13 protein-coding genes are annotated in these 23,254 nt (G+C 65.3%); 11 read left to right on the top strand and 2 right to left on the bottom strand.

Annotated features, from left to right (window positions below):
- Positions 1 to 141 precede the first annotated feature (141 nt).
- The 11 genes from BG457_RS00450 (at position 142) to BG457_RS00400 (ending at position 22,214) form a co-directional block, all read left to right on the top strand.
- Positions 142 to 1,320 (top strand): aminotransferase class I/II-fold pyridoxal phosphate-dependent enzyme, encoded by a 1,179-nt coding sequence (locus BG457_RS00450; RefSeq protein WP_071794974.1) that lies wholly within the window; start codon positions 142 to 144, stop codon positions 1,318 to 1,320.
- A 13-nt stretch (positions 1,321 to 1,333) separates the two neighbouring features.
- Positions 1,334 to 4,594, top strand: a complete 3,261-nt coding sequence (locus BG457_RS00445; protein ID WP_071794973.1) for a DNA translocase FtsK — start codon at positions 1,334 to 1,336, stop codon at positions 4,592 to 4,594.
- Between the two features lie 114 nt (positions 4,595 to 4,708).
- Positions 4,709 to 5,314, top strand: coding sequence for a LolA family protein (locus tag BG457_RS00440; RefSeq protein ID WP_071794972.1), 606 nt, complete (start codon positions 4,709 to 4,711; stop codon positions 5,312 to 5,314).
- A gap of 170 nt (positions 5,315 to 5,484) precedes the next feature.
- Positions 5,485 to 6,345 (top strand): P-loop NTPase family protein, encoded by an 861-nt coding sequence (locus tag BG457_RS00435; protein WP_071794971.1) that lies wholly within the window; start codon positions 5,485 to 5,487, stop codon positions 6,343 to 6,345.
- A gap of 33 nt (positions 6,346 to 6,378) precedes the next feature.
- The gene (locus BG457_RS00430) at positions 6,379 to 7,662 is read left to right on the top strand and encodes a GumC domain-containing protein (protein WP_071794970.1); all 1,284 of its coding nucleotides are present in this window, start codon (positions 6,379 to 6,381) and stop codon (positions 7,660 to 7,662) included.
- 17 nt (positions 7,663 to 7,679) lie between these two features.
- Positions 7,680 to 9,170, top strand: a complete 1,491-nt coding sequence (locus BG457_RS00425) for a hypothetical protein (RefSeq protein WP_071794969.1) — start codon at positions 7,680 to 7,682, stop codon at positions 9,168 to 9,170.
- Positions 9,167 to 15,472 carry a type I polyketide synthase gene (locus BG457_RS00420; RefSeq protein WP_071794968.1) on the top strand — a complete coding sequence of 2,102 codons (6,306 nt, stop codon included), beginning with the start codon at positions 9,167 to 9,169 and terminating at the stop codon, positions 15,470 to 15,472. Before BG457_RS00425 ends, BG457_RS00420 begins: the two co-directional genes overlap by 4 nt.
- On the top strand, positions 15,469 to 16,461 hold the full coding sequence (locus BG457_RS00415) for a glycosyltransferase family 2 protein (protein ID WP_071794967.1): 993 nt from the start codon (positions 15,469 to 15,471) through the stop codon (positions 16,459 to 16,461). Before BG457_RS00420 ends, BG457_RS00415 begins: the two co-directional genes overlap by 4 nt.
- Before the next feature lie 5 nt (positions 16,462 to 16,466).
- Positions 16,467 to 20,954: a MupA/Atu3671 family FMN-dependent luciferase-like monooxygenase gene (locus BG457_RS00410; protein WP_071794966.1), complete on the top strand. Its 4,488-nt coding sequence runs from the start codon at positions 16,467 to 16,469 to the stop codon at positions 20,952 to 20,954.
- Positions 20,951 to 21,628, top strand: a complete 678-nt coding sequence (locus tag BG457_RS00405; protein WP_071794965.1) for a 4'-phosphopantetheinyl transferase family protein — start codon at positions 20,951 to 20,953, stop codon at positions 21,626 to 21,628. Before BG457_RS00410 ends, BG457_RS00405 begins: the two co-directional genes overlap by 4 nt.
- Positions 21,629 to 21,902: 274 nt before the next feature.
- Entirely contained in the window at positions 21,903 to 22,214 is a 312-nt protein-coding gene (locus BG457_RS00400; protein WP_071794964.1) for a hypothetical protein, read from the top strand.
- Positions 22,215 to 22,226: 12 nt separating this feature from the next.
- On the opposite strand, the gene BG457_RS00395 is transcribed toward BG457_RS00400, so the two are convergent.
- The gene (locus BG457_RS00395; protein WP_071794963.1) at positions 22,227 to 22,712 is read right to left on the bottom strand and encodes a low molecular weight protein-tyrosine-phosphatase; all 486 of its coding nucleotides are present in this window, start codon (positions 22,710 to 22,712) and stop codon (positions 22,227 to 22,229) included.
- A 20-nt stretch (positions 22,713 to 22,732) separates the two neighbouring features.
- Positions 22,733 to 23,236 (bottom strand): copper chaperone PCu(A)C, encoded by a 504-nt coding sequence (locus tag BG457_RS00390; protein ID WP_071794962.1) that lies wholly within the window; start codon positions 23,234 to 23,236, stop codon positions 22,733 to 22,735.
- Positions 23,237 to 23,254 lie beyond the last annotated feature (18 nt).

Below are 23,254 nucleotides of genomic sequence, written 5' to 3'. Positions count from 1 at the left end.
TTCGCACCGAGTGATCTGCGAAAAAGCCACAATTTCGCGGGTTTATCTGGCAAAGTTCATGCGTTTTTCTGGACCCGCGCCGCCTGTCGCGTTATCCTGCCCGCAAAAGGGGCAAAAGATCCCGAGCAGTTGAGGCAGTCCATGGCATTCCCTGAGCGGTTTTCGAACCTGCCGGAATATGCGTTTCCGCGTTTGCGGGCGCTTCTGGATCACCACCAGCCCGGTGGTGTGCCTGTCGCCATGTCGATCGGCGAGCCGCGCCATGAATTGCCGCCCTTTCTGGCCGAGGTGCTGAATGCGCATCTGGACGGTTTCGCGAGATACCCCGCGAATGAGGGGATCGCGCCCTTGCTGGAGGCGATTCAGGGCTGGATCGCGCGGCGTTACGGGGTGGATCTGGCACAGGACCGGCTGATGGTGCTGAACGGCACGCGCGAGGGGCTGTTCAATGCAGCCCTTGCGCTCTGCCCCGAACGCAAGGCCGGGGGCGTGCCCGTCATCCTGACGCCGAACCCGTTTTATCAGGTCTATGCGGTTGCCGCTTTGGCGGTCGGGGCCGAGCCGGTCTATGTGCCCGCGACCGAGGAGACCGGCTATCTGCCGCGCTACGCTGATCTGGCGCCGGAACTGCTGGACCGGGTGGCGATTGCCTATATCTGCTCGCCCGGCAATCCGCAGGGCGCGGTCGCGGATGTCGCCTATTGGCGCGAGATGCTGACGCTGGCCGAGCGCCATGATTTCCGCATCTTCGCGGATGAATGCTATTCCGAGATCTATCGCGACACGCCCCCGCCGGGGGTGTTGCAGGTGGCGCAGGAGATGGGCGCCGATCCCGAGCGCGTGCTCTCGTTCCATTCGCTCTCGAAACGCTCGAACCTGCCGGGGCTGCGCTCCGGCTTTGTTGCGGGCGGGCCGGAATGCATCCGCCATATCCGCCAGTTGCGCGCCTATGCCGGTGCGCCCTTGCCCGAGACCTTGCAGCATGTCGCCGCAGCGGCCTGGAATGACGAGGCGCATGTGAACCGCTCGCGCGCGCTCTATCAGCAGAAATATGCCCTGGCGGATCGCATCTTCGCAGGTGTGCCGGGATACAAGGGGCCGGAGGCCGGTTTCTTCCTCTGGCTGCGGGTCGGCGATGGTGAAGAGGCTGCGCTGAAACTCTGGCGCGAGACCGGCATCCGCGTGCTGCCGGGCGCCTATCTGGCGCGCGATGATGCGCGAGGAAATCCCGGCAAGGGCTTTATCCGCGTGGCGATGGTCACGCCAATTGATGAACTGGAAGACGCGCTCAGGCGGCTTCGCAACAGTCTATACAGCTAACGGGGCAAGTTCGATGGCATCTTGGAACACGCATGGGCGCGATCCGCTTCTGGACAGCAATCTGAATCAGGTGCTGCAGAAACGGGGCCGGGAATTGCTGGGCCTCGGATTTCTGGCGCTTGCCGTGCTCCTGGCGATGATGCTGGGATCCTATGCGCCGAGTGATCCGAGCTGGATGGCCTCGACCGACATGCCGGTGCAGAACTCGCTGGGCCGGATCGGGGCGGCGATGGCCTCGCCCCTGATGATCATCATCGGCATCGCTTCCTGGGGGCTGGTGGCCTTCTTCGGTGGCTGGGGCCTGCGGCTGGTTCTGGGGCGCGGGCATGAACAGGCGCTGAGCCGGGCGGTCTTTGTGCCGATTGCGCTGGCGATCACGGCAGTCTGGTGCGCGACACTCGTGCCCGGCGCGGGCTGGGACACGATCTACGGGCTGGGCGGGATCTTCGGCGACACGGTTCTGGCGGCGGTCGTGAATGCCCTGCCGATGAGCGCGGGGGCCGGTGTGACCTTCATGGGAGTAGCGATGCTCTTTGCCACCCTTGCCATCTGGGCTTTCGTGCTGGGCGTGGACCGGTTCGAATTGCTGCAATACGGGCGCTATGTCGCTGCGGGAATGGTGCTGTGCTATGCGGGCATCCGGCATCTGCTGCGCGGCGGTGTCGGCGGCGGCGTCAAGGGTCTGCGGGTTGCGGGCGGGGTTGTTGCGCGCAAGGTGCAGGACGGGCGCGCGGCCCATGCCGCCGCGCGCGAGCGGCGCGCGATGCAGGCCTATGAGGCGACCCAGCATTACGAGCAGGAACAGGAACAGCCTTGGGCCGGAAACCATTACGGCCAGCCCGAGCCGGTGATGCGCGCCGCGCGCGCGCCGCAGCAGGAGCCCGCGCCCGCCTATCGGCCAGAGCCGGTCCGGCGTGGCCCGCCGGTGATCCGGGCATCAAACCATGACGCGCGGGTCGCGCAGTTTCACCCGGAATATGACGAGGATCTCTATGAGATCGACGAACCGGGCTATGCCGCGCCGCCCCCTGCCGCCCCTGTCGCGGCCCCCCGGCCGCTGAGTGCGCCGCCGCGCCATGATATGGGCGATCATTCGGCCAGCGCGCAGGGCAGCGGGCTTCTGGCCAGACTGAAGGCCCTGAGCGGGCGCGCGCCCGAGCCCGCGGCCCCTGATCTGCGCAATGAACTGGTCGAGCCGATGCTGAGCACCACGGCCCTGCAGGCGCAGCCGCCGGAGGATGCGCGGATCAAGTCGCGGATTGCCGATGCGATCCGGCACCGCAAATCCGCCAAACCCGTGCTCAAGATGAACCGGGCGCAATTCCCGATCTCCGAGCCGCCGCTGCGCGCGCAGCGCCCTGCCGCCGGGGGTCCGCATATGGCGCCGCCCGCGATGGCGCAGGCAAGCATGGCCCCGACAGGGTTTCAGGCCAGCCTGACCGCCGCGCCGCTGGTGGCGGTGCCGATGCCGGACTGGATGATGGCAACCCGCCCGGCGACAGAGGCCCCGCTTTCCCCCGCGCCGCGGGTCGAGCCGCCTCTGGCCGCAGCTATGCCCACCGCGCAGGCACCCATGCGGGACGAGGATGACGGGTATTTCGTGCCCGATGACATGGATATGCACCCCGCGCCCGAGCCGCAGCGCGGCGCGCATGTGCTGCAGCGCCGCGTGGTGCCGAATGCGCCGCGCAAGGTGATGCCCTCGCGGCAAGCGCAGGCCGAGGCGCAGCCCGCGCTGCAATTCGAGACCCGCTCTGCCCCGGTTTTTGAGTTGCCGCCGCTGTCGCTGCTGGAGAACCCCTCGAATGTGCAGCGCTACACGCTGGGCGACGAGGCGCTGGAAGAGAATGCGCGCATGCTGGAAGCGGTGCTGGATGATTACGGCGTGCGCGGCGAGATCGTCAGCGTGCGGCCCGGCCCTGTGGTCACGCAATATGAGCTGGAACCGGCGCCGGGGTTGAAGGCAAGCCGCGTGATCGGACTGGCCGATGATATCGCGCGCTCGATGTCGGCCCTGTCGGCGCGGGTCTCGACGGTGCCGGGCCGCTCGATCATCGGGATCGAACTGCCCAATATCCACCGCGAGAAAGTGGTGCTGCGCGAGATCCTCTCGGCGCGCGATTATGGCGACAGCAACATGCGCCTGCCCTTGGCGCTGGGCAAGGCGATTGATGGTGAGCCGATCGTGGCCAATCTGGCGAAGATGCCGCATCTGCTGATCGCCGGGACCACCGGTTCGGGGAAATCGGTGGCGATCAACACGATGATTCTGTCGCTTCTCTATCGTCTGCCGCCCGAAGAATGCCGGATGATCATGATCGACCCCAAGATGCTGGAGCTTTCGGTCTATGACGGCATCCCGCATCTGCTCTCGCCGGTTGTGACCGACCCCAAAAAGGCCGTGGTCGCGCTGAAATGGGTCGTGGGCGAGATGGAGGAACGTTATCGCAAGATGTCCAAGATGGGCGTGCGCAATATCGAGGGCTATAATGGCCGCGTGCGCGAGGCGCTGGAGCGCGGCGAGATGTTCAAGCGCACGATCCAGACCGGGTTTGACGATGAAACCGGCGATCCGGTTTTCGAATCGGAAGAATTCGCGCCCGAGCTGCTGCCCTTCATCGTGGTGGTGGTCGATGAGATGGCCGATCTGATGATGGTCGCGGGCAAGGAGATCGAAGCCTGTATCCAGCGTCTGGCGCAGATGGCGCGGGCGTCTGGCATCCATCTGATCATGGCGACGCAGCGACCTTCGGTCGATGTGATCACCGGCACGATCAAGGCGAATTTCCCGACGCGGATTTCGTTTCAGGTCACATCGAAAATCGACTCGCGGACCATTCTGGGCGAGCAGGGGGCCGAGCAGCTTCTGGGCATGGGCGACATGCTCTATATGGCGGGCGGCGGGCGCGTGAGCCGTATCCATGGCCCCTTTGTCAGCGATGAGGAAGTGGAGGAGGTGGTCAATCACCTCAAGAGCTTCGGGCCGCCGGATTACAAATCGGGCGTGGTGGACGGGCCGGAACAGGAGCGCGAGGCCGATATCGACGCGGTGCTGGGTCTGGGCGGCAACACCACGGGCGAGGATGCGCTTTACGATCAGGCGGTGCAAGTCGTCATTCAGGACCGCAAATGTTCGACCAGCTATATTCAGCGCAAGCTCGGCATCGGCTATAACAAGGCCGCGCGTCTGGTCGAGCAGATGGAAGAGGAAGGGCTGGTCACGCCCGCCAACCATGTCGGCAAGCGCGAGATTCTGGTGCCGGAGCAGGGGTAAGGTGCGTGCTGTAGCACGCACCCTACGCGCAGATCTCGGCAACTCTCTGCCTTGTGTTGCCTGCGTGAGCAGATCCTGTCTTCCGAAGTTCCGAGAAACCGCTATGTAACCGGTATGAGTATTTCACGCCGTACCCTTCTGTTGTCGCTGCCCGCCTTCGCGCTGGCCTCCCCCGCCTTCGCCCAGCGGATCCCGCTGAACGAGCTGTCACGCTATTTCAACAGCTTCTCCACGGCGCAGGCGGATTTCACCCAGATCAACCCGGATGGGAGCATCTCGACCGGGCGCATGTTCATGCGCAGGCCCGGCCGTGTGCGCTTTGAATATAACCCGCCGGAACAGTCGCTGGTCATGGCCGGCGGCGGACAGGTCGCGGTGTTTGACGGTCGTTCCAATCAGGGGCCGAACCAGTATCCGCTGCGCCAGACGCCGCTGAACCTGATTCTGGAACAGAATGTCGATTTCTCGAACCGGCGCATGATTGTCGGCCATACTGATGACGGCACCACCACGACTGTGGTGGCGCAGGATCCGGAGAATCCGCAATATGGCTCGATCCGGCTGATCTTTTCGGCCAATCCGACCGAGCTGCGCCAATGGGTGATCCGCGACGATACCGGGGCGGAAACCACCGTGATTCTGGGTGAACTGACCTTCGGCGGCAATCTTTCAGCGCGGTTGTTCAACATCACCGCCGAAACCACGGCGCGCCGTCGCTGATCCCCCCCTGCGCCCTTGCCGGGCGCTGGAGGGCATCACAAGGTAACGTGACAGAACGCTGCCTTGGTTTTGCCTTAAAGTCGTCGTCAAACCGCTTAAAAATCTGATAATAGATTGTGCGCTGGAAACAATTACCTGTTTTCGGCCGATATTTGGAATCAGGTCTAGAGATGGTTGACACGCGGCGTCTGGAAAAGCTGATGAGCCATGCCCCGCCCGCCCCGGCGGGCGAGGCCGCTTTGGCGCGCCGTTCGCTCGCGCTGTCGGGGCATCGCGAATTGCGTCGCGCCGGTCAGACCCGAGGCCGCTCGGCGCAGCGCCAGAGCGTGATCGATGCCAATTGGCAGGCGCTACCGCGCGGCGTGCCGGATCAGGATCATGACCGCAAAACCCGCCAGTTCAACGCCCTGGCGCATGACCGGGACGTGATGTCCCGTTTCGATCTGCTGCGCACGCAGCTTGTCCAGAATTTCCGCCAGCGCAATCTGATCACACTGGGCATTTCGGCCCCTGCTGCGGGTGCGGGCGCCTCTTTCGTGGCGGCGGGGCTGATTTCCGCGCTCGCGCGACGGGGCGGTCTGCGGGGGATCGGTTTGGATCTGAACCCGGCCGCGCCCGCGCTGCAGCGCTATTTCGAGCTGGCACCGGCTGCGTCCGTCCTTGATCTGTTGCAGGGTGACGCCGCGCCGGAAGCCTGTCTGCAGCGGCTGACGGATACAGTGGCGCTGGGCTTCGGGCAGGCCGGGGCCGAACTGCCGGGCGGCTGGGGGTTCTCAGTGGATGATCTGGCCGAGACGCTGGCCGAACTCACCGATCACTATGCGCCTGACATGATCATCTGCGACCTGCCCCCGCTTTTGCAGGGCGATCTGGCGCTGAGCATGTGCAGTCAGCTTGATGCGGTGCTGCTGATCGCCGACAGCCGCCGCACCCGCGCCGAGGAGATGCTGGCCTGCGAAAGATTGCTGAGCGGGCAGACCGAATTTCTGGGGGTAATCCTGAACAATTACAGTGGCAGTGAGCAGATCTGAACCTGCCCGAGCGGAAGCGAGAGAAACGTCAAGATGGGTCCGATCCAGTCCTTTCAGGAATTGCGCGATTTCCTGCGCCGCCGCATGGCGCTGATCGTGCTGGCGCTGGGCGTGGCCCTGCTTCTAAGTGTGCTGGTCGCGCTGCGCAGCGCCCCGGTCTTTCAGGCGGTTTCGGTGCTCTCGACGCGGGTCGAGGCAGTGGCCGATACGGCGGTGGGCAATGCCTCGGGCGGCAATGCAGCGCGGCTGATGCAGCTGATCGAGCAACGCCTGACCTCGCGCGAGACGATGCTGCGTCTGGCGGATGATTACGAGATGTTCCTCGGGCGACCGGCGCAGGAGCGTGCGGATCTGATGCGCGCCTCGATCACGCTGATGTCGCAGGCGGCTGTGACTGTGGGGTTCGGCTCGGATGGCTCGCTCGCGTCGATGATCATCATGGCGCGGGCGGATACCGGGCCGAAATCGGCGGCGATCGCCAATGAACTGGCTGAAATGGTCATTGCCGAAACCGGCGCGGGGCGCACCGCGCGGGCGCGTCAGACGCTGCAATTCCTGCAGACCGAACAGACGCGGCTGAATACCGAATTGCGGGCATTGCAGGAAGAATCGCGCCTGTTCATGGCGCAGAATTACGATGTGATGTCCTTCAACGCCGATGTGCGCCGCACCGAACTGAGCCAGATCGTCAGCGATATTCAGGACGCGCGGCGCGATATCACGGCGGCCGAATCGGAACTTTCGACGCTTGTGGAGCAGAATACCTCGCAGCGGCGGCAGGCGCAGTTGCGCGATCTGATCGCCGTGCGCAATGCCGAGTTGCAGCGGCTGCTCGCGCAGCAGGCCGAGTTCGAGCCCTTTTTCCAACGCGTCGCGCAGGCCGAGCGGGAACTCGCGATCCTGACCGAGCGCGAGGCGCGGCTGCAGGACCGGCTGCGCGAGATCTCGGGGCAGGTCTCTGCCGCCGAGGCGGCCTTGCGGCTGGAAGCGGATTCGCAAAGCGCTACATTCGAGCTGGTCGAGGAAGCCACGGTTCCCGAATATCCGATTTCGCGCTCGAAAAAGCGCACGGTGATGATGGGCGCGGCTGCCGGGGTGATCCTCGGGGTGATCGGGGCCTTCGCGCTGGAGCTGTTGCGTCCGGCCCTGCGCAGCGCGCGGCAGGTCGAGCGTGAACTGGGCATGCGCCCGGTTCTGGTGCTGCCGGAACTGGTCATGCCGGGCGAGCGGCGGAAAATCTGGCTGGGCTGGATCGCCGGGGCCTGCCTGTTCATTCTGGCGCTCGCGGCGATCCTGTTGTCGCAGCAGGCATTGTAGCGGGGGGCGCGCCACTCATGCCAAACCCGATTGCCTATCTGGTGCTTCTGCTCTGGCCGGTTGCGATTCTGTGGATGTTCCGCAAGATGCCGCCCGAGCGCGCCTTCATCTGGGCAATTCTGGGCGGCTACATGCTGTTGCCGGAAGCGACCGAGTTCAACCTGCCGATGATCCCGGCCTTCGACAAATCCTCGATCCCGAATCTGACCGCCTTTGCGGTCTGCGTGATGCTGCTGCAGATGCGCTTTTCCTTCCTGCCCGAGGGGACTTTCGGCAAGATCCTGACCGGCTTGCTGGTCCTGTCACCTGTGGCCTCGGTCTTTGCCAATAGTGACGCGCTGCATTTCGGCGGGATCGACATGGGTCGGCTGCGGATCGTGATCGAGCAGGAAACCGTCCTGCCGGGGATGCGGATCTACGATTCCGTCTCGGCGCTGGTGCGGTCGCTCATTCTGGTGCTGCCCTTCTTCATGGCGCGCAAGCTGCTGGCCTCAGAGGCCGCGCTGGTCGAGCTGATGCGCGCGCTGGTCATTGCCGGGCTGATCTATTCGCTGCCGATGCTGTTCGAGATGCGCGTCAGCCCGCAGCTTCACACCTGGGTCTATGGCTTCTTCCAGCATGATTTCGGCCAGATGATCCGCGAAGGTGGCTTCCGGCCCATCGTGTTCATGCCGCATGGGCTGTGGGTGGCCTTCTTCGCCGTGCTTTGTGCGGTCTCGGCGCTCTATTTCGCGCGCGAGGCACTTCCGCAGGAGCGCACCAAAAAGGTGCTGATCGCGCTTTATCTGGTGGTCATTGTGTGGCTGTGCAAAAGCATGGGGCCGCGCATGATCCTCTTGGCACTTGCGCCGCTGGTGCTGGTGTTCAGCGCCAAGATGCATCTGCGCGTGGCGGCGGCGCTGGCGGCTGTGACGATGATCTATCCGCTCTTGCGCGGGGCCGGGCTGGTGCCGACCGGGGCCTTTGTCGAATATCTGTACCAGACCCGCCCCGAGCGCGCGCAATCGCTGGAATTCCGCTTTGACAACGAGGATCTGCTGCTGGCCCATGCCTGGGAAAAGCCGCTGGTCGGCTGGGGCGGTTGGGGCCGCAACCTGATCCGCGATCCGATGTCGGGCGAGATCGTGACCATCTCGGACGGCATGTGGGTGATCGTGATCGGGCAATATGGCTGGCTGGGCTATCTGGGCACATTCGGGTTGCTCTGCCTGCCGCTCTTTGCGCTCTACTGGGCCTATCGGCGCGTCCCGGCGGCGCAGGTGCCGCTGCCGGTCGGTGTCTGTGCGCTGCTGCTGGGGGCCAATCTGGTCGATTTGCTGCCCAATGCCACACTTGTGCCGCTGACATGGCTGCTGGCGGGGGCATTGCTGGGCCATGCCGAGTTGCAACGCGCCCGCTTGCGCGATACACGCGCGCGCCGCTTCGACACTCTACCGCGTGACGGGCTGTTGTCGGGCGCACGGATCAAAAACCTTTCTGCACGACAGTTTCAGGACGCAAAATCATGAGCCGAGACACGGATATCGCCATCATCGGGATGGCGGCGCATTTGCCGGGGGCGGAGTCTGTCGCTACTTTCTGGGAGAACCTGCGCGCAGGCCGCTCGTCCATCAGGCAGTTGACCGAGGCCGAATTGCTGGCGGCAGGCGAAAGCCCGGCGAAGATGCGGGCGGCGAATTACGTCCCCTATGCCGCGCCCTTGGACGGGTTTGCCGAGTTCGACCCCGAGGCCTTCGGCTTTTCGCCGAAAGAGGCCGCGATCCTTGACCCGCAGCATCGCCAGTTCCTTGAGGTGGCATGGGAGGCGTTTGAAAACGCAGGCCATCCGCCGCGCGGCTTTCCCGGCCCGGTGGGCGTGTTCGCGGGCTGCGGCATGGGCAGCTATTTCTATTTCAACATCTGCTCGAACCCGCATCTGGTCGAGGATGTGGGCATGTTCCTGCTGCGCCATACCGGCAATGACAAGGATTTCCTCTCAACCCGCGTCAGCCATATCTTCGATCTGCACGGCCCTTCGGTGAATGTGCAGACCGCCTGTTCCACCTCGCTGGTGGCGGTGCATTATGCGGTGCAGGCGCTTCTGACCGGCGAATGCGACATGGCGCTGGCGGGGGGTGTCACCATCGAACTGCCGCAGGGGCGCGGCTATCTGTTCAAGGAAAACGAGATCCTCTCGCCTGATGGCGAATGCCATGCCTTTGACCATCGCGCGCAAGGCACGGTGTTCGGCTCGGGCGCAGGCGCGGTGGTGCTGCGGCGGCTGGAAGATGCGCTGGCCGATGGCGACCAGATTTTCGCCGTGATCAAGGGGTCCGCGATCAACAATGACGGCGCGCAGAAAGCGGGCTATCTGGCCCCTTCGGTCGAGGGGCAGGCCAAGGCCGTGGCCGAGGCGCATATGGTCGCGGGCGTCGAGGCCGAAACGATCAGCTATATCGAATGCCACGGCACCGGCACCTACCTGGGCGATCCGATTGAAGTCGCGGCACTGACGCAGGCTTTCGACAGCGAAAAGCGCGGCTTCTGCCGGATCGGGTCGGTCAAGACCAATATCGGGCATCTGGACACCGCCGCCGGGGTGGCGTCGCTGATCAAGGTCGCAAGCGCGCTGCATCACCGCGAATTGCCGCCCTCGCTGGGATATGAAGCCCCCAATCCGGCGATTGATTTCGAGCACAGCCCGTTTCTGGTCAATGACCGTCTGACGCCATGGCAAGGGGATGGCCCCTTGCGCGCGGGCGTCAACTCGCTGGGCGTGGGCGGGACCAATGCGCATGTCGTGCTGGAAGAAGCGCCCGCCGTCGCCGCGTCGGAAGAAAGCGACTGGCCGTTCCAGATACTGACACTTTCGGCCAAGTCGAAAGCGGCGCTGAACGATGCGGCGCGCAATCTGGCGGCACATCTCGCGGCTCACCCTGATCAGCCGCTCGCCGATGTGGCCTATACGCTGAAAGAAGGGCGCATGGCCTTCGACCAGCGCCGGGTTGTCGTGGCCGAAAGCCATGAGGAGGCCGCGCAACTGCTGACGGAGGACGCGCCGCGCCGGGTGTTCAGCCATACCGCGCTCGATCAGCCCGATATCGCCTTCATGTTCCCCGGCGGCGGCGCGCAATATGCGGGCATGGCGCGCGAGCTTTACGAGACCGAGCCGGTTTTCGCGGAATGGATGGATCGGGGGCTCGCGTATCTGGAGCCGAAGCTCGACTATGACATCCGCGCGCTCTGGCTGCCCGAACCAGGGCAAGAGGCCGCGGCGGAAGCGGCGCTGAAGCGCCCTTCGGTGCAATTGCCGCTGATCCTGATCACCGAAGTGGCGCTGGCGCAGATGTTCATCGGCTGGGGGGTCAGCCCTGCGGTGCTGGTCGGCCATTCGATGGGTGAAAACACCGCCGCCTGTCTGGCGGGGGTGATGAGTTTCGAGGATTGTATCGGGCTGGTCCTCTTGCGCGGGCAGCTTTTCGATACGGTGCCTGCGGGGGGCATGCTCTCGGTGCCGCTGTCGTTGGACGCCCTGCAGCCCTATCTGGGCGATGATCACGACATCGCCTCGCTGAACGCGCCGGAGCTGACGGTGATTTCCGGCCCGCAAGCCGCGCTGGAGGGGCTGGAGGCCGCCCTGCGCGCCGATGAGATCACACCGCAGCGTGTGGCGATTGATATCGCCGCCCATAGCCGCATGCTGGAGCCGATCCTTGAGCGCTTCCGCGCCTATTTGCGCTCGATCCCGCTGCAGGCGCCGCAAATCCCGATCATCTCGAACCGCACGGGGGTCGAGCTGACGCCGGAACAGGCGATGGACCCGGAATACTGGGTCCAGCATCTGCGCAATACGGTGCGGTTCGGCGATTGTGTGCAGACCCTGAGCACGCGGAAAAACCGTATCTATATCGAGATGGGACCGGGCAAGGCGCTGTCCTCGCTCGCGCGGATGCATGGGGCGGTGCCGGGGCAGCAGGTGCTTTCGGCCCTGCGCCACCCCGAGGAAGAGATCGCCGATGACCTCTATCATCTGGTGGTTCTGGCGCGAATCTGGGCCTTGGGGGGCACATTCGACTGGGGCCAGATCTGGGGCGAGGCGCGGCGCCGCCGCGTCAGCCTGCCCACCTATCCGTTCCAGCGCCAGCGCTTCTTCATCGAACCGGGGCAGGCGGCGCAGGCGGACGCGCCCATGCTGGAACGGCTGGAGGACACGCGCGATTGGGGCACGCGGCTAGGCTGGAAGCCCGCCTATGCCGATTGCGATCTGGATGTGACGCGCGATCTGGGCACGCTGTCGGACACATGGCTGATCTTCGCCGATGAAACTGGCATCGCCGCCCCGGTGATCGCGGCGCTGCGCGCGGCCGGGCAAAGGGTGGTGGAACTGCGCGCAGGCGATACGTTTGCGCGCAAATCCGACGGGCTCTATACGCTTGCGCCCGAACATGGCCGCGACGCCTATGCGCGGCTGATCGCGGAACTGGTGGCGGCTGGGATCGCGCCCACAAGGATCGCGCATTTCTGGCTGGTGACAGGGCGCGAAAGCTTCCGGCCGGGTTCCAGCTTCCTGCATCGCAATATCGAACAGGGTTTCTACTCGCTCCTGTTCCTCGCGCAAGCGATGCAAAGCGAAAGCCTGCCGCTGCCGGTGCATATGACCATCGTGACCAATGGCGCGCAGGCGCTGGAGGGCGAGGCGCTGCGCCATCCCGAAAAGGCGATGATCGCAGGGCCAGCGCGGGTTGGCCCGCGTGAAATGCCGGGGCTGACATGCGCCACGCTCGATATTGACGCCAGCGCCGATACGACAGCCCTGCTGGAAGAGCTTTGCGCCACGCCCGGCAATGGCACAGCGCTGATCCGCAAGGGCAAACGCTACGCGCAGGTCTTGCGCGCTTTGAGGCTGGACGCGCGCCTGCCAGAGATGCCCCAGGGCGCGCATTGGCTGATTACCGGCGGCTTCGGCGGGATCGGGCTGACACTGGCCGAGGAGCTGATCACCCGGTTCGGGGCAAAGATCACGCTGCTGGCGCGCACGCCCTTGCCCGCGCGCGCCGATTGGGCCGCCTGGCAGGCCGATCACGGCCCGCAGGAGGCAACGACACGCCGGATCATGGCCATCGAGCGGCTGGAGGCGCTGGGCGGTCAGATCCATGTCGCCGTGGCCGATGTCTGCAACATTGACGAGATGCGCGCGGCCCTGACCGGGGCCGAGGCGGCGCTGGGCAAGCCCTATGGGCTGATCCATGCCGCAGGGCATATCGCGGATGCGCCGCTGCTGGCGAAATCCACCGGCGATATCGAGGAAGTCTTTGCGCCCAAGCTGCACGGGCTGCAGGTGATTGACGCGCTCCTGCCGGACGGGGCGCTGCAGGCGATGGTGCTCTTCGCCTCGACCTCGACGCTCACGGCACCGGTGGGGCAGGTCGATTATGTCGCCGCCAATGAATATCTGAACGCCTTTGCCCGGTCGCGTGTGGGCGGACGCACGAAAGTTATCGCGCTGAACTGGGGCATCTGGGCCGAAGCCGGAATGGCCGCCGAGGCGATGGCGGTTCGGCTGGGCACCACACCTTCAGCCCCGATGACGCCCTGCGCAATGCCGCTTTATGACGAGATGGGCTTCGATCCGAAGGGCAACCGGCGGCTGGTCAAGCATATCACCCCCGCCGACTGGATCGTGGATGAGCACCGCACCAAGGACGGCGCGGCGGTGCTGCCCGGCACCGGGGTTCTGGACCTTGCCGCGCAGGCGCTGCGCGCGCAGGGCGAGATGGGCGCGTTTGAAATCCGCGATCTCTATTTCTTCCGTGCGCTTTCGGTGCCGGGGCCGCGCGAGATCCGCGCGACGCTCGCGCGCACGGCAGAGGGCTATGATTTTGCCCTGCGCAGCGATGTGATGCAGGGCGGCGCAAAAGGCTTCGTGCTGAACGCACAGGCGCAGCTTGGGCTGATCAGGGATGCGGCCCCGGCGGCGCTGGATCTGGGCGCGATTGCCGCGCGCATGGGTAGCCCCCGCGAAGGGCAGGGGCTGACCAGCCCGCAAGAGGCGCATCTGAATTTCGGCCCGCGCTGGCGGGTGCTGACCCGCATGGCCTTTGGTCAGGGCGAAGGTCTGGCGCAACTGTCCCTGCCCGCCCCCTATCGCGGCGATCTGGACGCAGGCCATGTGCTGCATCCGGCGCTGATGGATCTGGCAACCGGCTGGGCGATGGAACTGATCCCGTCGTATCAGGGTGCGCATCTCTGGGTGCCGCTCTCCTATGGCCGGTTGCGCGTCTGGGGCGATCTGCCCGGCGAGGTGTTCAGCCATGTACGCCTGCGCCCCGAACCGGAACCGGGGTTTGCCAGTTTCGACATCACTTTGGCCGCGCCGGACGGGACGGTCGTGGCCGAGATCACCCGCTTCACCATCAAACGGCTGGAGGCCGGCGGCTTCGCTGATGCGCCCCCCATCCGCGCGTCAGAGCTTGAACGCGACGGCCCGGCCCAAAGCACAACGCTGTCCCCCGCCGAAGAACGCCTGCGCGACATGCTGGCGCTGGGGATCACCCCGCGCGAAGGGGGCGAGGCCTTCCTGCGGGCGCTGGCCAGTGGTGTGTCGCCAGTGGTGGTCTCCTCGATCGACCCCAGGGCGCTGATCGCGCAGGTGGAAAGCGAGAGCACGCGCGCAGGCGGCGACACGAAATTCGAGCGGCCCGATCTGGGCACCGATTATGTTGCCCCGCGCAATGATGTCGAGCGCATGCTGGCCGGGTTCTGGGCCGAACTTCTGGGCATCGAGCAGATCGGGGTTGAGGATAATTTCTTCGATCTGGGCGGCCATTCGCTGATCGCGGTGCGGCTGTTTGCGCAGGTGAAAAAGGCATTCGGCGTCGAATTCCCGATTTCCGTGCTGTTCGAGGCCCCCACGATTTCCGCCTGCGCCGCGATGGTGGCAGAGGTGACAGGCGCTTCGCTCGATGGCGGGGCAGAAGTGCACGAAATGCCCAAGCGGCGGCGCTTCACCCATCTGGTGCCGATGCATGAGGGCGAGGGCGGCCCGGAAACACCCTTCTTCCTTGTCGCGGGCATGTTCGGCAATGTGCTGAACCTACGCCATCTGGCCACGCTTCTGGGGCGCGAGCGGCCCTTCTATGGCTTGCAGGCGCGCGGGCTTTTCGGGGGCGAGGCCCCGCATGACCGGATCGAGGATGCCGCGCGCGACTATATTGCCGAGATGCAGCAGGTCCAGCCGCATGGCCCCTATCTGCTGGGCGGTTTCTCGGGCGGCGGGATCACGGCCTATGAGATCGCGCGGCAGTTGGAAGCGGCAGGCGAGACGGTCGAGATGGTGGTGCTGCTCGATACGCCGCTGCCCGCGCGCCCGAGCCTCACACGGCAAGACAAGGCATTGATAAAGCTCGCGGAGTTCCGGCGCAAAGGGCCGGGCTATGCGCTGGAATGGTGGCGCGCGCGCAAAGAATGGCAGGCGCATCTGGCGCAGGGGCCAGCGGCAGACAGCGCCGATGCCTTCCATAATGCCGCGATTGAAGCGGCCTTCCGGCAGGCGGTCGGCGCTTACAAGGTGCAGCCCTGGGATGGCAATCTGATCCTCTTCCGCCCGCCGCTCGACAAGCATTGGCAGGTCTCCGGCGGTGCCTGGGTCAGCGCGGGCAAGGAATATGTCTTTGACGATAATGAATGGCGCCAGTTCGCGCCCAAGCTGCAGGTATTCGAGGTGCCCGGCGATCACGATTCGATGGTGCTGGAACCGAATGTCCGGGCGCTGGCGGCAAAGCTGCGCACGCTGATGCGCGCCGCCCCGCGCAGGCAGGAGGCGGCGGAATGAGTGCAACCGTTCTGACAGTCATCCTGAACTACCGCACGGCAGACATGACCCTGCGCGCGGCGGAAACTGCGGTCAGGGCGATGGAAGGGATCGAAGGCGCGATCACGATTGTCGATAATGACAGTCAGGACGGCTCATTTGAGGCGCTGGTCAAGGCGACCGCAGGCTGGCCGCGCGTGCGGGTGATCCAGTCAGGGCATAACGGCGGCTTTGGTGCGGGCAATAATGTCGGCATCCGTGCCGGGCTGCCGGATGGCACGAAGCCCGATTTCGTCTATCTGCTGAACTCGGACGCCTTCCCCGAACCCGAGGCGATTGCGCGGCTGCGGGACTATCTGCTGGAAAACCCCGATTGCGGTTTCGTCGGCAGCCATGTGCGCGGCGAGGATGATCTGGCCCATGTCACGGCCTTCCGCTTCCCCTCGATCCGGTCCGAGTTCGAGGGCGCGGCGCATACCGGCGTGATCTCGCGGCTGCTCGCGCGCCATATCGTGCCCATGGGCGTGCCGGATCAGCCCACCGAGATTGACTGGTGCGCGGGGGCAAGCGTGATGTTCCCGATGGGGGTGCTCGACCGCGCGGGCCTTTTTGACGAGGTGTTTTTCCTCTATTTCGAGGAAACCGACCTCTGCCACCGGATCAGGGATGCAGGCTTTCGCGGTGTCTATCTGCCGCAGGCGCGCGTGGTGCATATCGGCTCGGTCAGTACCGGCATGAAGGAATGGAAACGTCAGCCGCGCTACTGGTTCGACTCGCGCGCGCATTATTTCCGCAAGCGCGGCGGGGCGTTCTATCTGGCGGCGGTGACGCTGGCGCATCTCGCGGGGGCGGCGATCTGGAAGCTGCGCCGCCTGCTGGAACGCAAAGAGGAACGGATCGCGCCATATTTTCTCCGCGATCTTGTGTCACAGACATGGCGAAACCTCATGCCGCGCGCGACGGTCAGTGAGGGCAGACCACGGGGGCAAGGGGCACCCGTCGAAAGGTAAGAGTGATGCAGAACCTGTGTGCAGTATTGATCGGGGACGAGGCGCTTCTGGCGGAATGTGGGGCGCAATGGCTGGCGCGCGGACATGAGATCGCGGCGGTTGCAACGCGCAACCCGCGCCTGTCGGACTGGGCCAGCCAGCGCGGGATCACGGTAGTTGCGCCGGGTACAGGTCTGGCAGAGCGGCTGGCAGGGCTGTCTTTCGACTGGCTGCTGAATATCGCGGGGCTGGATCTGCTGGGGCAGGACGTGCTGACACTGCCGCGCAAGGGGGCGGTGAATTTCCACGATGGCCCCCTGCCGCGCTATGCCGGGCTGAATGCACCGGTCTGGGCGCTGATCGCGGGCGAGGCCGCACATGGCATCACCTGGCACCATATCACGCCGGGCGTGGATGAGGGCGCGGTACTGGTCGCGCGGCGTTTTGCGATTGACGCGGATGACACTGCGCTGACGATCAATGCCAAGTGTTTCGCGGCCGGGTCCGAGAGTTTCGCCGAGCTAGTCGAGGCGCTGGAACAGGGCGCGGCCGGGGTTGCGCAGGATCCGGGGCAACGGACGCTCTGCAAACGCGATGACCGGCCCGACCATGCCGGATTTCTGGATTTCACCCGCCCGTCCGCCGATCTGGCGCGGCTGGTGCGCGCGCTGGATCACGGCCCCTACTGGAACCCGTTGACCACACCGAAACTGCGCCCTGGCGGGCAGGTGGTCTGTGTCAGCACTGCCGCTGTCGCCGAGGGTGCGGGCCTGCCGGGGCAGGTGCTGGCGGTTGATGCCGATAGCGTGACCGTGGCTTGCGCGGCGGGCGCGCTGGTCTGCATGGGGCTTTTGTGCCAGCAGGGACTGCCGGTCGCGCCGGATGCGCTGATCTCGGTCGGTGACATGCTGCCCGCGCCAGAGCCGCGCTTTGCGCAGGCGCTAGCGCATGTGGCGCCGGGCGAAGGGGCCTATCGCGCCGCCCTGCGGCAGATGCGGCCTGCGGATCTGGGGGCGGGGGTGGCCTCCGCCCCTCTGGCCCTGCCCGAAGCCGAAGAACCCGCCCTGATCGCGGCTTTCGGCGCGGCGCTCTCCGTGCAGCTTGGCCTGCGCGCCTTTGACCTGCGCTATGTCAGTGCCGCAATGCAGCACGCGCCCGAGATCCTGTCGGGCTGGGTGCCCCTGCGCGTGGATATGGCCGCGTCTGACGATGCAATTGCCCGCCAGCTGGACCTTGCCGCCCGCGCGCCGGGTTTCGCCCGCGATATCGCGGCGCGCGATCCGCAACTTGGCGTCCTGATCGCGCCGCCGGTCGCGGTCTGTGACGGGGCAGAGGCGGAAAAGGCCGCGCTGGTGCTGGACCTTGGCGCGGGCTGCCTGCGCCATGACCCGGCGGTGGTTTCGGCAGATCAGGCCGCAGCGCTGGTGGCGGGGATGGTGGCACATCTGAACGGCGAGCGCGTGCCCGACCTGAACGACACCACCCGCAGCTATGACCGGATTTGCATCCATCACGCGTTCGAGGCGCAGGCCGCGCGCACACCCGATGCGGTGGCGCTGAGCCATGAAGCGCAGACCCTGACCTATGCCGAATTGAACGCCCGCGCCAATCGCGTGGCCCATGTGCTGATCAGCATGGGCGTGGGGCCGGATACGCCTGTGGCGCTCTGCGTCAGGCGCGGGCCGGGGCTGCTCATCGGCGCGCTGGGCATCCTTAAAGCCGGGGGCGCCTATGTGCCGATGGATCCCGGCTATCCCGCAGACCGGCTGGCGCATTTCCTGAGCGATTCCGGTGCGCCGGTCCTCGTGACCGAACATGCGCTGCTGGATGTGCTGCCCGCGCATCAGGCCGATATCCTGCAACTGGATACCGATATCCGGCTGGCGGCCGCCCCCGCTAGCAACCCCGAAAGCGGCGTCACCCCCGATGATCTTGCCTATCTGATCTATACATCCGGTTCGACCGGCCTGCCCAAGGGGGTGATGGTCGAGCATGGCAATGTCGCGAATTTCTTTGCCGGTATGGATGACCGCATCCGCCACGACCCGCCGGGGGTCTGGCTGGCGGTCACCTCGCTGAGTTTCGACATTTCGGTGCTGGAACTGTTCTGGACCCTCGCGCGCGGCTTCAAGATCGTGCTGATGGGCGACGAGGATCGCGCGATGGTCTCCAAAGGGCCGGTGCGCGTCTCTGGTCAGGGCATGGATTTCAGCCTGATGTATTGGGGCAATGATGACGGGCAGGGGCCGCAGAAATACCGCCTGCTGCTGGAAGGCGCGAAATTCGCCGACGAGCACGGTTTCTGCGCCATCTGGACGCCCGAGCGGCATTTCCACGCTTTCGGTGGGCCGTTCCCGAATCCGTCGGTGACCGGCGCGGCTGTGGCAGCGGTGACGAAGAATCTGGCCGTGCGCGCGGGCTCTTGCGTGGCCCCCCTGCACCATCCGATCCGTATTGCCGAGGAATGGGCGGTCATCGACAACCTGACCAATGGGCGCACCGGGATCGGGATTGCCTCGGGCTGGCACCCGGTCGATTTCGTGATCCGCCCCGAAAATCAGGTTCCCAAAAACAAGCCCGCGATGATGGAGGCGATCGAGACCGTGCGCAAACTCTGGCGCGGCGAGAAGGTCGAATTCGACAAGGGCGACGGGCCGGTGCCGATCCAGACCCTGCCGCGTCCGGTATCGAAAGAGCTGAATATCTGGCTGACCACCGCCGGCAACCCCGAGACATGGCGCGAGGCGGGCCGTCTGGGCGCGCATGTGCTGACCCATCTTCTGGGCCAGTCGATTGCCGAAGTGGCCGAGAAGATCGCGATCTACCACGACGCCCTGCGCGAGACGGGCCGTGACCCGGCGGATTTCACGGTCACGCTGATGCTGCATACATTCGTGGCGCGCGACCGCGACCATGCCCGCGAAGTGGCGCGCGGGCCGATGAAAAGCTACCTGCAGGCGGCCGCCGCGCTGGTCAAGCAATATGCCTGGGCCTTCCCGGCCTTCAAACGGCCGGAGGGGGCGAAGAACCCGATGGATATCGACCTCTCCACCTTGAGCCAGGACGAGGTGGACGGGATTCTGGACTATGCTTTCAACCGCTATTTCGAGGATTCGGGCCTCTTTGGCACAGTCGAGGATTGCTTGGCGCGCGTCGAGCAGTTGAAGGCCATCGGCGTCAATGAAGTCGCCTGTCTGATCGACTATGGTATTGCCTCCGAGCAGGTGCTGGAAGGGCTCTATCCGCTGGCCGAAGTGGTGCGGCGGTCAAATGCCGGGGTGGATCTGCCCGAGGATGACTATTCGATTGCCGCCCAGATCCTGCGCCACAAGGTCACGCATTTCCAGTGCACCCCCTCGATGGCGCGGATGCTGTGCATGAATGATGATGCGCGCACGGCGCTGGCGCAGGTGCCGCATGTGATGATCGGCGGCGAGGCGCTGCCGGGCACATTGGCGCAGGATATCGCGGGTCTGACCGGACAGCCGGTGCAGAATATGTACGGGCCGACCGAGACTACGATCTGGTCATCAACCTGTCTCACGCGCGGCGGCGCGGGGACCGTGGGCATCGGCACGCCGATTGCCAATACCACGCTGCATGTGGTGGGCGCGGATCTGCGCGAAGAGCCCGTGGGCATTGAGGGCGAATTGCTGATCGGTGGCGCGGGCGTGACGCGCGGCTACTGGAACCGCCCGGACCTGACCCAAGAGCGGTTCATCGACAATCCCTTCGGGCCGGGGCGGCTCTATCGCACCGGCGATCTGGTGCGGCGCAATGCGGCGGGCGGCATCGATTTCCTTGGCCGGGTTGACCATCAGGTGAAAATCCGTGGCCACCGCATTGAGCTGGGCGAGATCGAGGCCACGCTTGAAGCGCAACCGGGGATCACCCAAGCCGTGGTCATCGCGCGCGAGGACCAACCCGGCGATCAGCGGCTGGTGGGCTATTACACCGGCACGCCGGGCAGTGATCTGCGCGCCGCGCTGGCGCAAAGCCTGCCTGCGCATATGCTGCCCTCGGCGCTGGTGCCGGTCGCGGAATTCCCGCTGACACCGAACAGGAAGATCGACCGCAAGGCGCTGCCCGCGCCGCAGATCAGCCGCGCGCCCGAAACCGCGCCGGTGGTGGCAGAGGGTGGCGGCGATACGCTGGCGCAACTGTCGCAGATCTGGTGCGATGTCTTGGGGCTGGCACAGGTCAGCGCGTCGGATAATTTCTTCAACCTTGGTGGCCATTCGCTGCTGGCGGTGCAGGCGCATCGCGAGATCCGCGCGCGGCTGAACCTGCCCGGCGTGTCGATCACTGATGTGTTCCGCTTCCCGGTGCTGGGCGATCTGGCGCGGCATCTGGATGGCAAGCAGCGCCCTGTGAGTTCGGCCCCGGTGGCGAAACTGGCGCAGGCGCGTGCGACTGCCCCTGAACCTGCGCCAGAGGGGGGGGCGACTGCGGGGCGGATGGATGCGATGGCGCGCAGACGCGCGATGCGCGAGCAAAGGATGGGGCGCAGATGATCCAGCAGAAGTTCGATTTCTCGGAATTCGCGCGGCCGCTCTTCTCGGACCGCGTGGCCATGGCCTGGAGTGACCCGCGCGCGCCGATGCCGCGCCTGATGGGTGACGAGGTGCTGGCCATCGAGCAGGTAACGGCGGCACGCGCGCGTGAATTCGCTGCGGGCAGATCGGCGGCGCGCGCCGCGATGGAGATGCTGGGCCAGGTGCCGCGCCCGGTCCTGCAGGGCGAGGACCGCGCCCCGGTCTGGCCCGTCGGGCTGCAAGGCTCGATCAGCCATACGGAGCGCGATTGTCTGGCCGTTGTCACCGACGCGCCCGAGATCGCGGCCTTGGGGCTGGATCTGGAACCCTCGACCCCGCTGGAACCCGCACTCTGGCCCGAGATCTGCACCATGGAAGAGATGCAATGGCTGGCAAGTCTGGGCCCGTCGCAGCGCGGGCATTTCGCCAAGCTGATCTTCTGCGCCAAGGAAGCGGTCTATAAGGCGCAATATCAGATCAGCCGGACTTTGCTGGAGTTCCACGCCCTGACGCTGATCATGGATCTGCGCGGCGGGCGGTTCAGCGCGCAGCTGAATACCGATGTTCCGGGCTTCGCGGCAGGCGAATTCATCGCCGGGCGTTTCGCGATTCTCTCGACGAATTTTGTGGCAGCGGTCGAACTGCCCGCCTGAGCAGCAGAATTTGAGCGGATTTCCGCTCATCACCCGGCGCCCTGCCCGGCGCGAAATTCCAGCCTTGGTGGTCGGTTTGAGACACTCCTCAATATCTGTGCACGGCGCGATTTCAGGCTGAGACACTTCGCCTCAAATCGGCGAAACTGTTGGCGAATCTGGCATGAATTCTGCTATTGTCGCGGCATAAACCGAGGCAGTGATCGTTGTCGCCCGAACGGGGGGTCAAAAGAACCGACGACAGCGTGACAGGACCGAAACCTGAGAGGGACTCATGCGAAAGACACTTCTTGCCGCGAGCCTTGCCATTCTGGCAGCCCCGCTTCTTCCCGCCATCGCCAATGCCGGCCCGATTGAATCGGCCTGCCTGCGCTCTGACCGGCAACAAGCCACCCGCGCCCTGTGCCGCTGCATCGATTCCGTGGCGCAGCGCACCCTGACGCGCTCCGAGCAGCGCCGCGCGGCCAGCTTTTTCCGCGATCCGCAACTGGCGCAGGATGTGCGTATGTCCAAGAGCGACCGCGACAACGCTTTCTGGGCACGCTACCGCGCCTTTGGCGAAGCTGCGGAGCGCAGCTGCAGCTAAGAGTCGGCCGGATTACGGCTGACGGGGCGGCACTCCTTGCGGGGTGGCGCCCTTTTGCATGAGATCGCGCAGCAGCGCCTCAGCGCCGCGCTCGATCAGATCGAGCATCCGCCCGAAGCTGTTGTCGTAATAAGGGTCGGGCACCTCCTGTTGCGGCGGGCCCAGCAGGTCGAGAAACAGCGCCGCCGGGGTGGTGTTTCCCGCCGGGCGCAGGGCCTCGATATCCCGCAGATTCTGGCGGTCCATGGCATAGAGCCGGTCAAAGCTTGTGAAATCCGCCGCTGTGATCTGCCGCGCGCGCAGGTCGGACAGATCATATCCGCGCGCAGCGGCAGCCCTGATCGCCCGCCTGTCCGGCGGATCGCCCCTGTGCCAGCCGCCGGTTCCGGCACTATCGACCCGAACACGCAGCCCCGCCTGCGCGGCGTGATGCCGGACCACACCATGCGCGCTCGGCGACCGGCAGATATTGCCCAGACAGACGAAAAGAATGCGCATGGCGTGGCTTTCAGGATGGGTCAGTCGCGGCTGTGCCCATGGGAATGATCATGCGAATGGTCGTGCGAATGGCTGCCACCATGCTCCGGCATGCGCTCCAGATCAACCGGGATCACGACCTCCATATCCTCGCCTTCCTCGAAGATCAGGGTCACGGTGATCTCATCGCCCTGTTCCAGCGGGCGGGTCAGGCCCAGAAACATCAGATGGTCGCCGCCGCGTTCCAGCAGATGCGCGCCATCGGCGGGAATGACGATGCCCGCTTCGATCTCGATCATGCGCATGACCCCGGCATCATCCTCGATATGGGTGTGGATCTCGACGCGCTCGGCGACATCCGAGCGCGCGCCGATCAGGCGCCGATCCATCGCACCGTGATTGATGATCTGCATGAAGGCCGCGCCGGATTGCGACATCGCCGTCGATGCGCGCGCATAGGCGTCATGAATATGAATGCCTTCGCAGGCAAAAGCGGGCAGGGCGGTGAAGGCAGCAAAAGCCGCCGCAAGTGTGAGACGTTTCATGGGAATGTCCTTCGTCTG

Origin of the sequence: Natronohydrobacter thiooxidans, assembly GCF_001884735.1 — a bacterium.
Taxonomy (GTDB): Bacteria; Pseudomonadota; Alphaproteobacteria; order Rhodobacterales; family Rhodobacteraceae; genus Roseinatronobacter; species Roseinatronobacter thiooxidans_A.
Note: the sequence above shows the minus strand (reverse complement) of the source record. Positions and strands in the feature narration are given on the sequence as shown.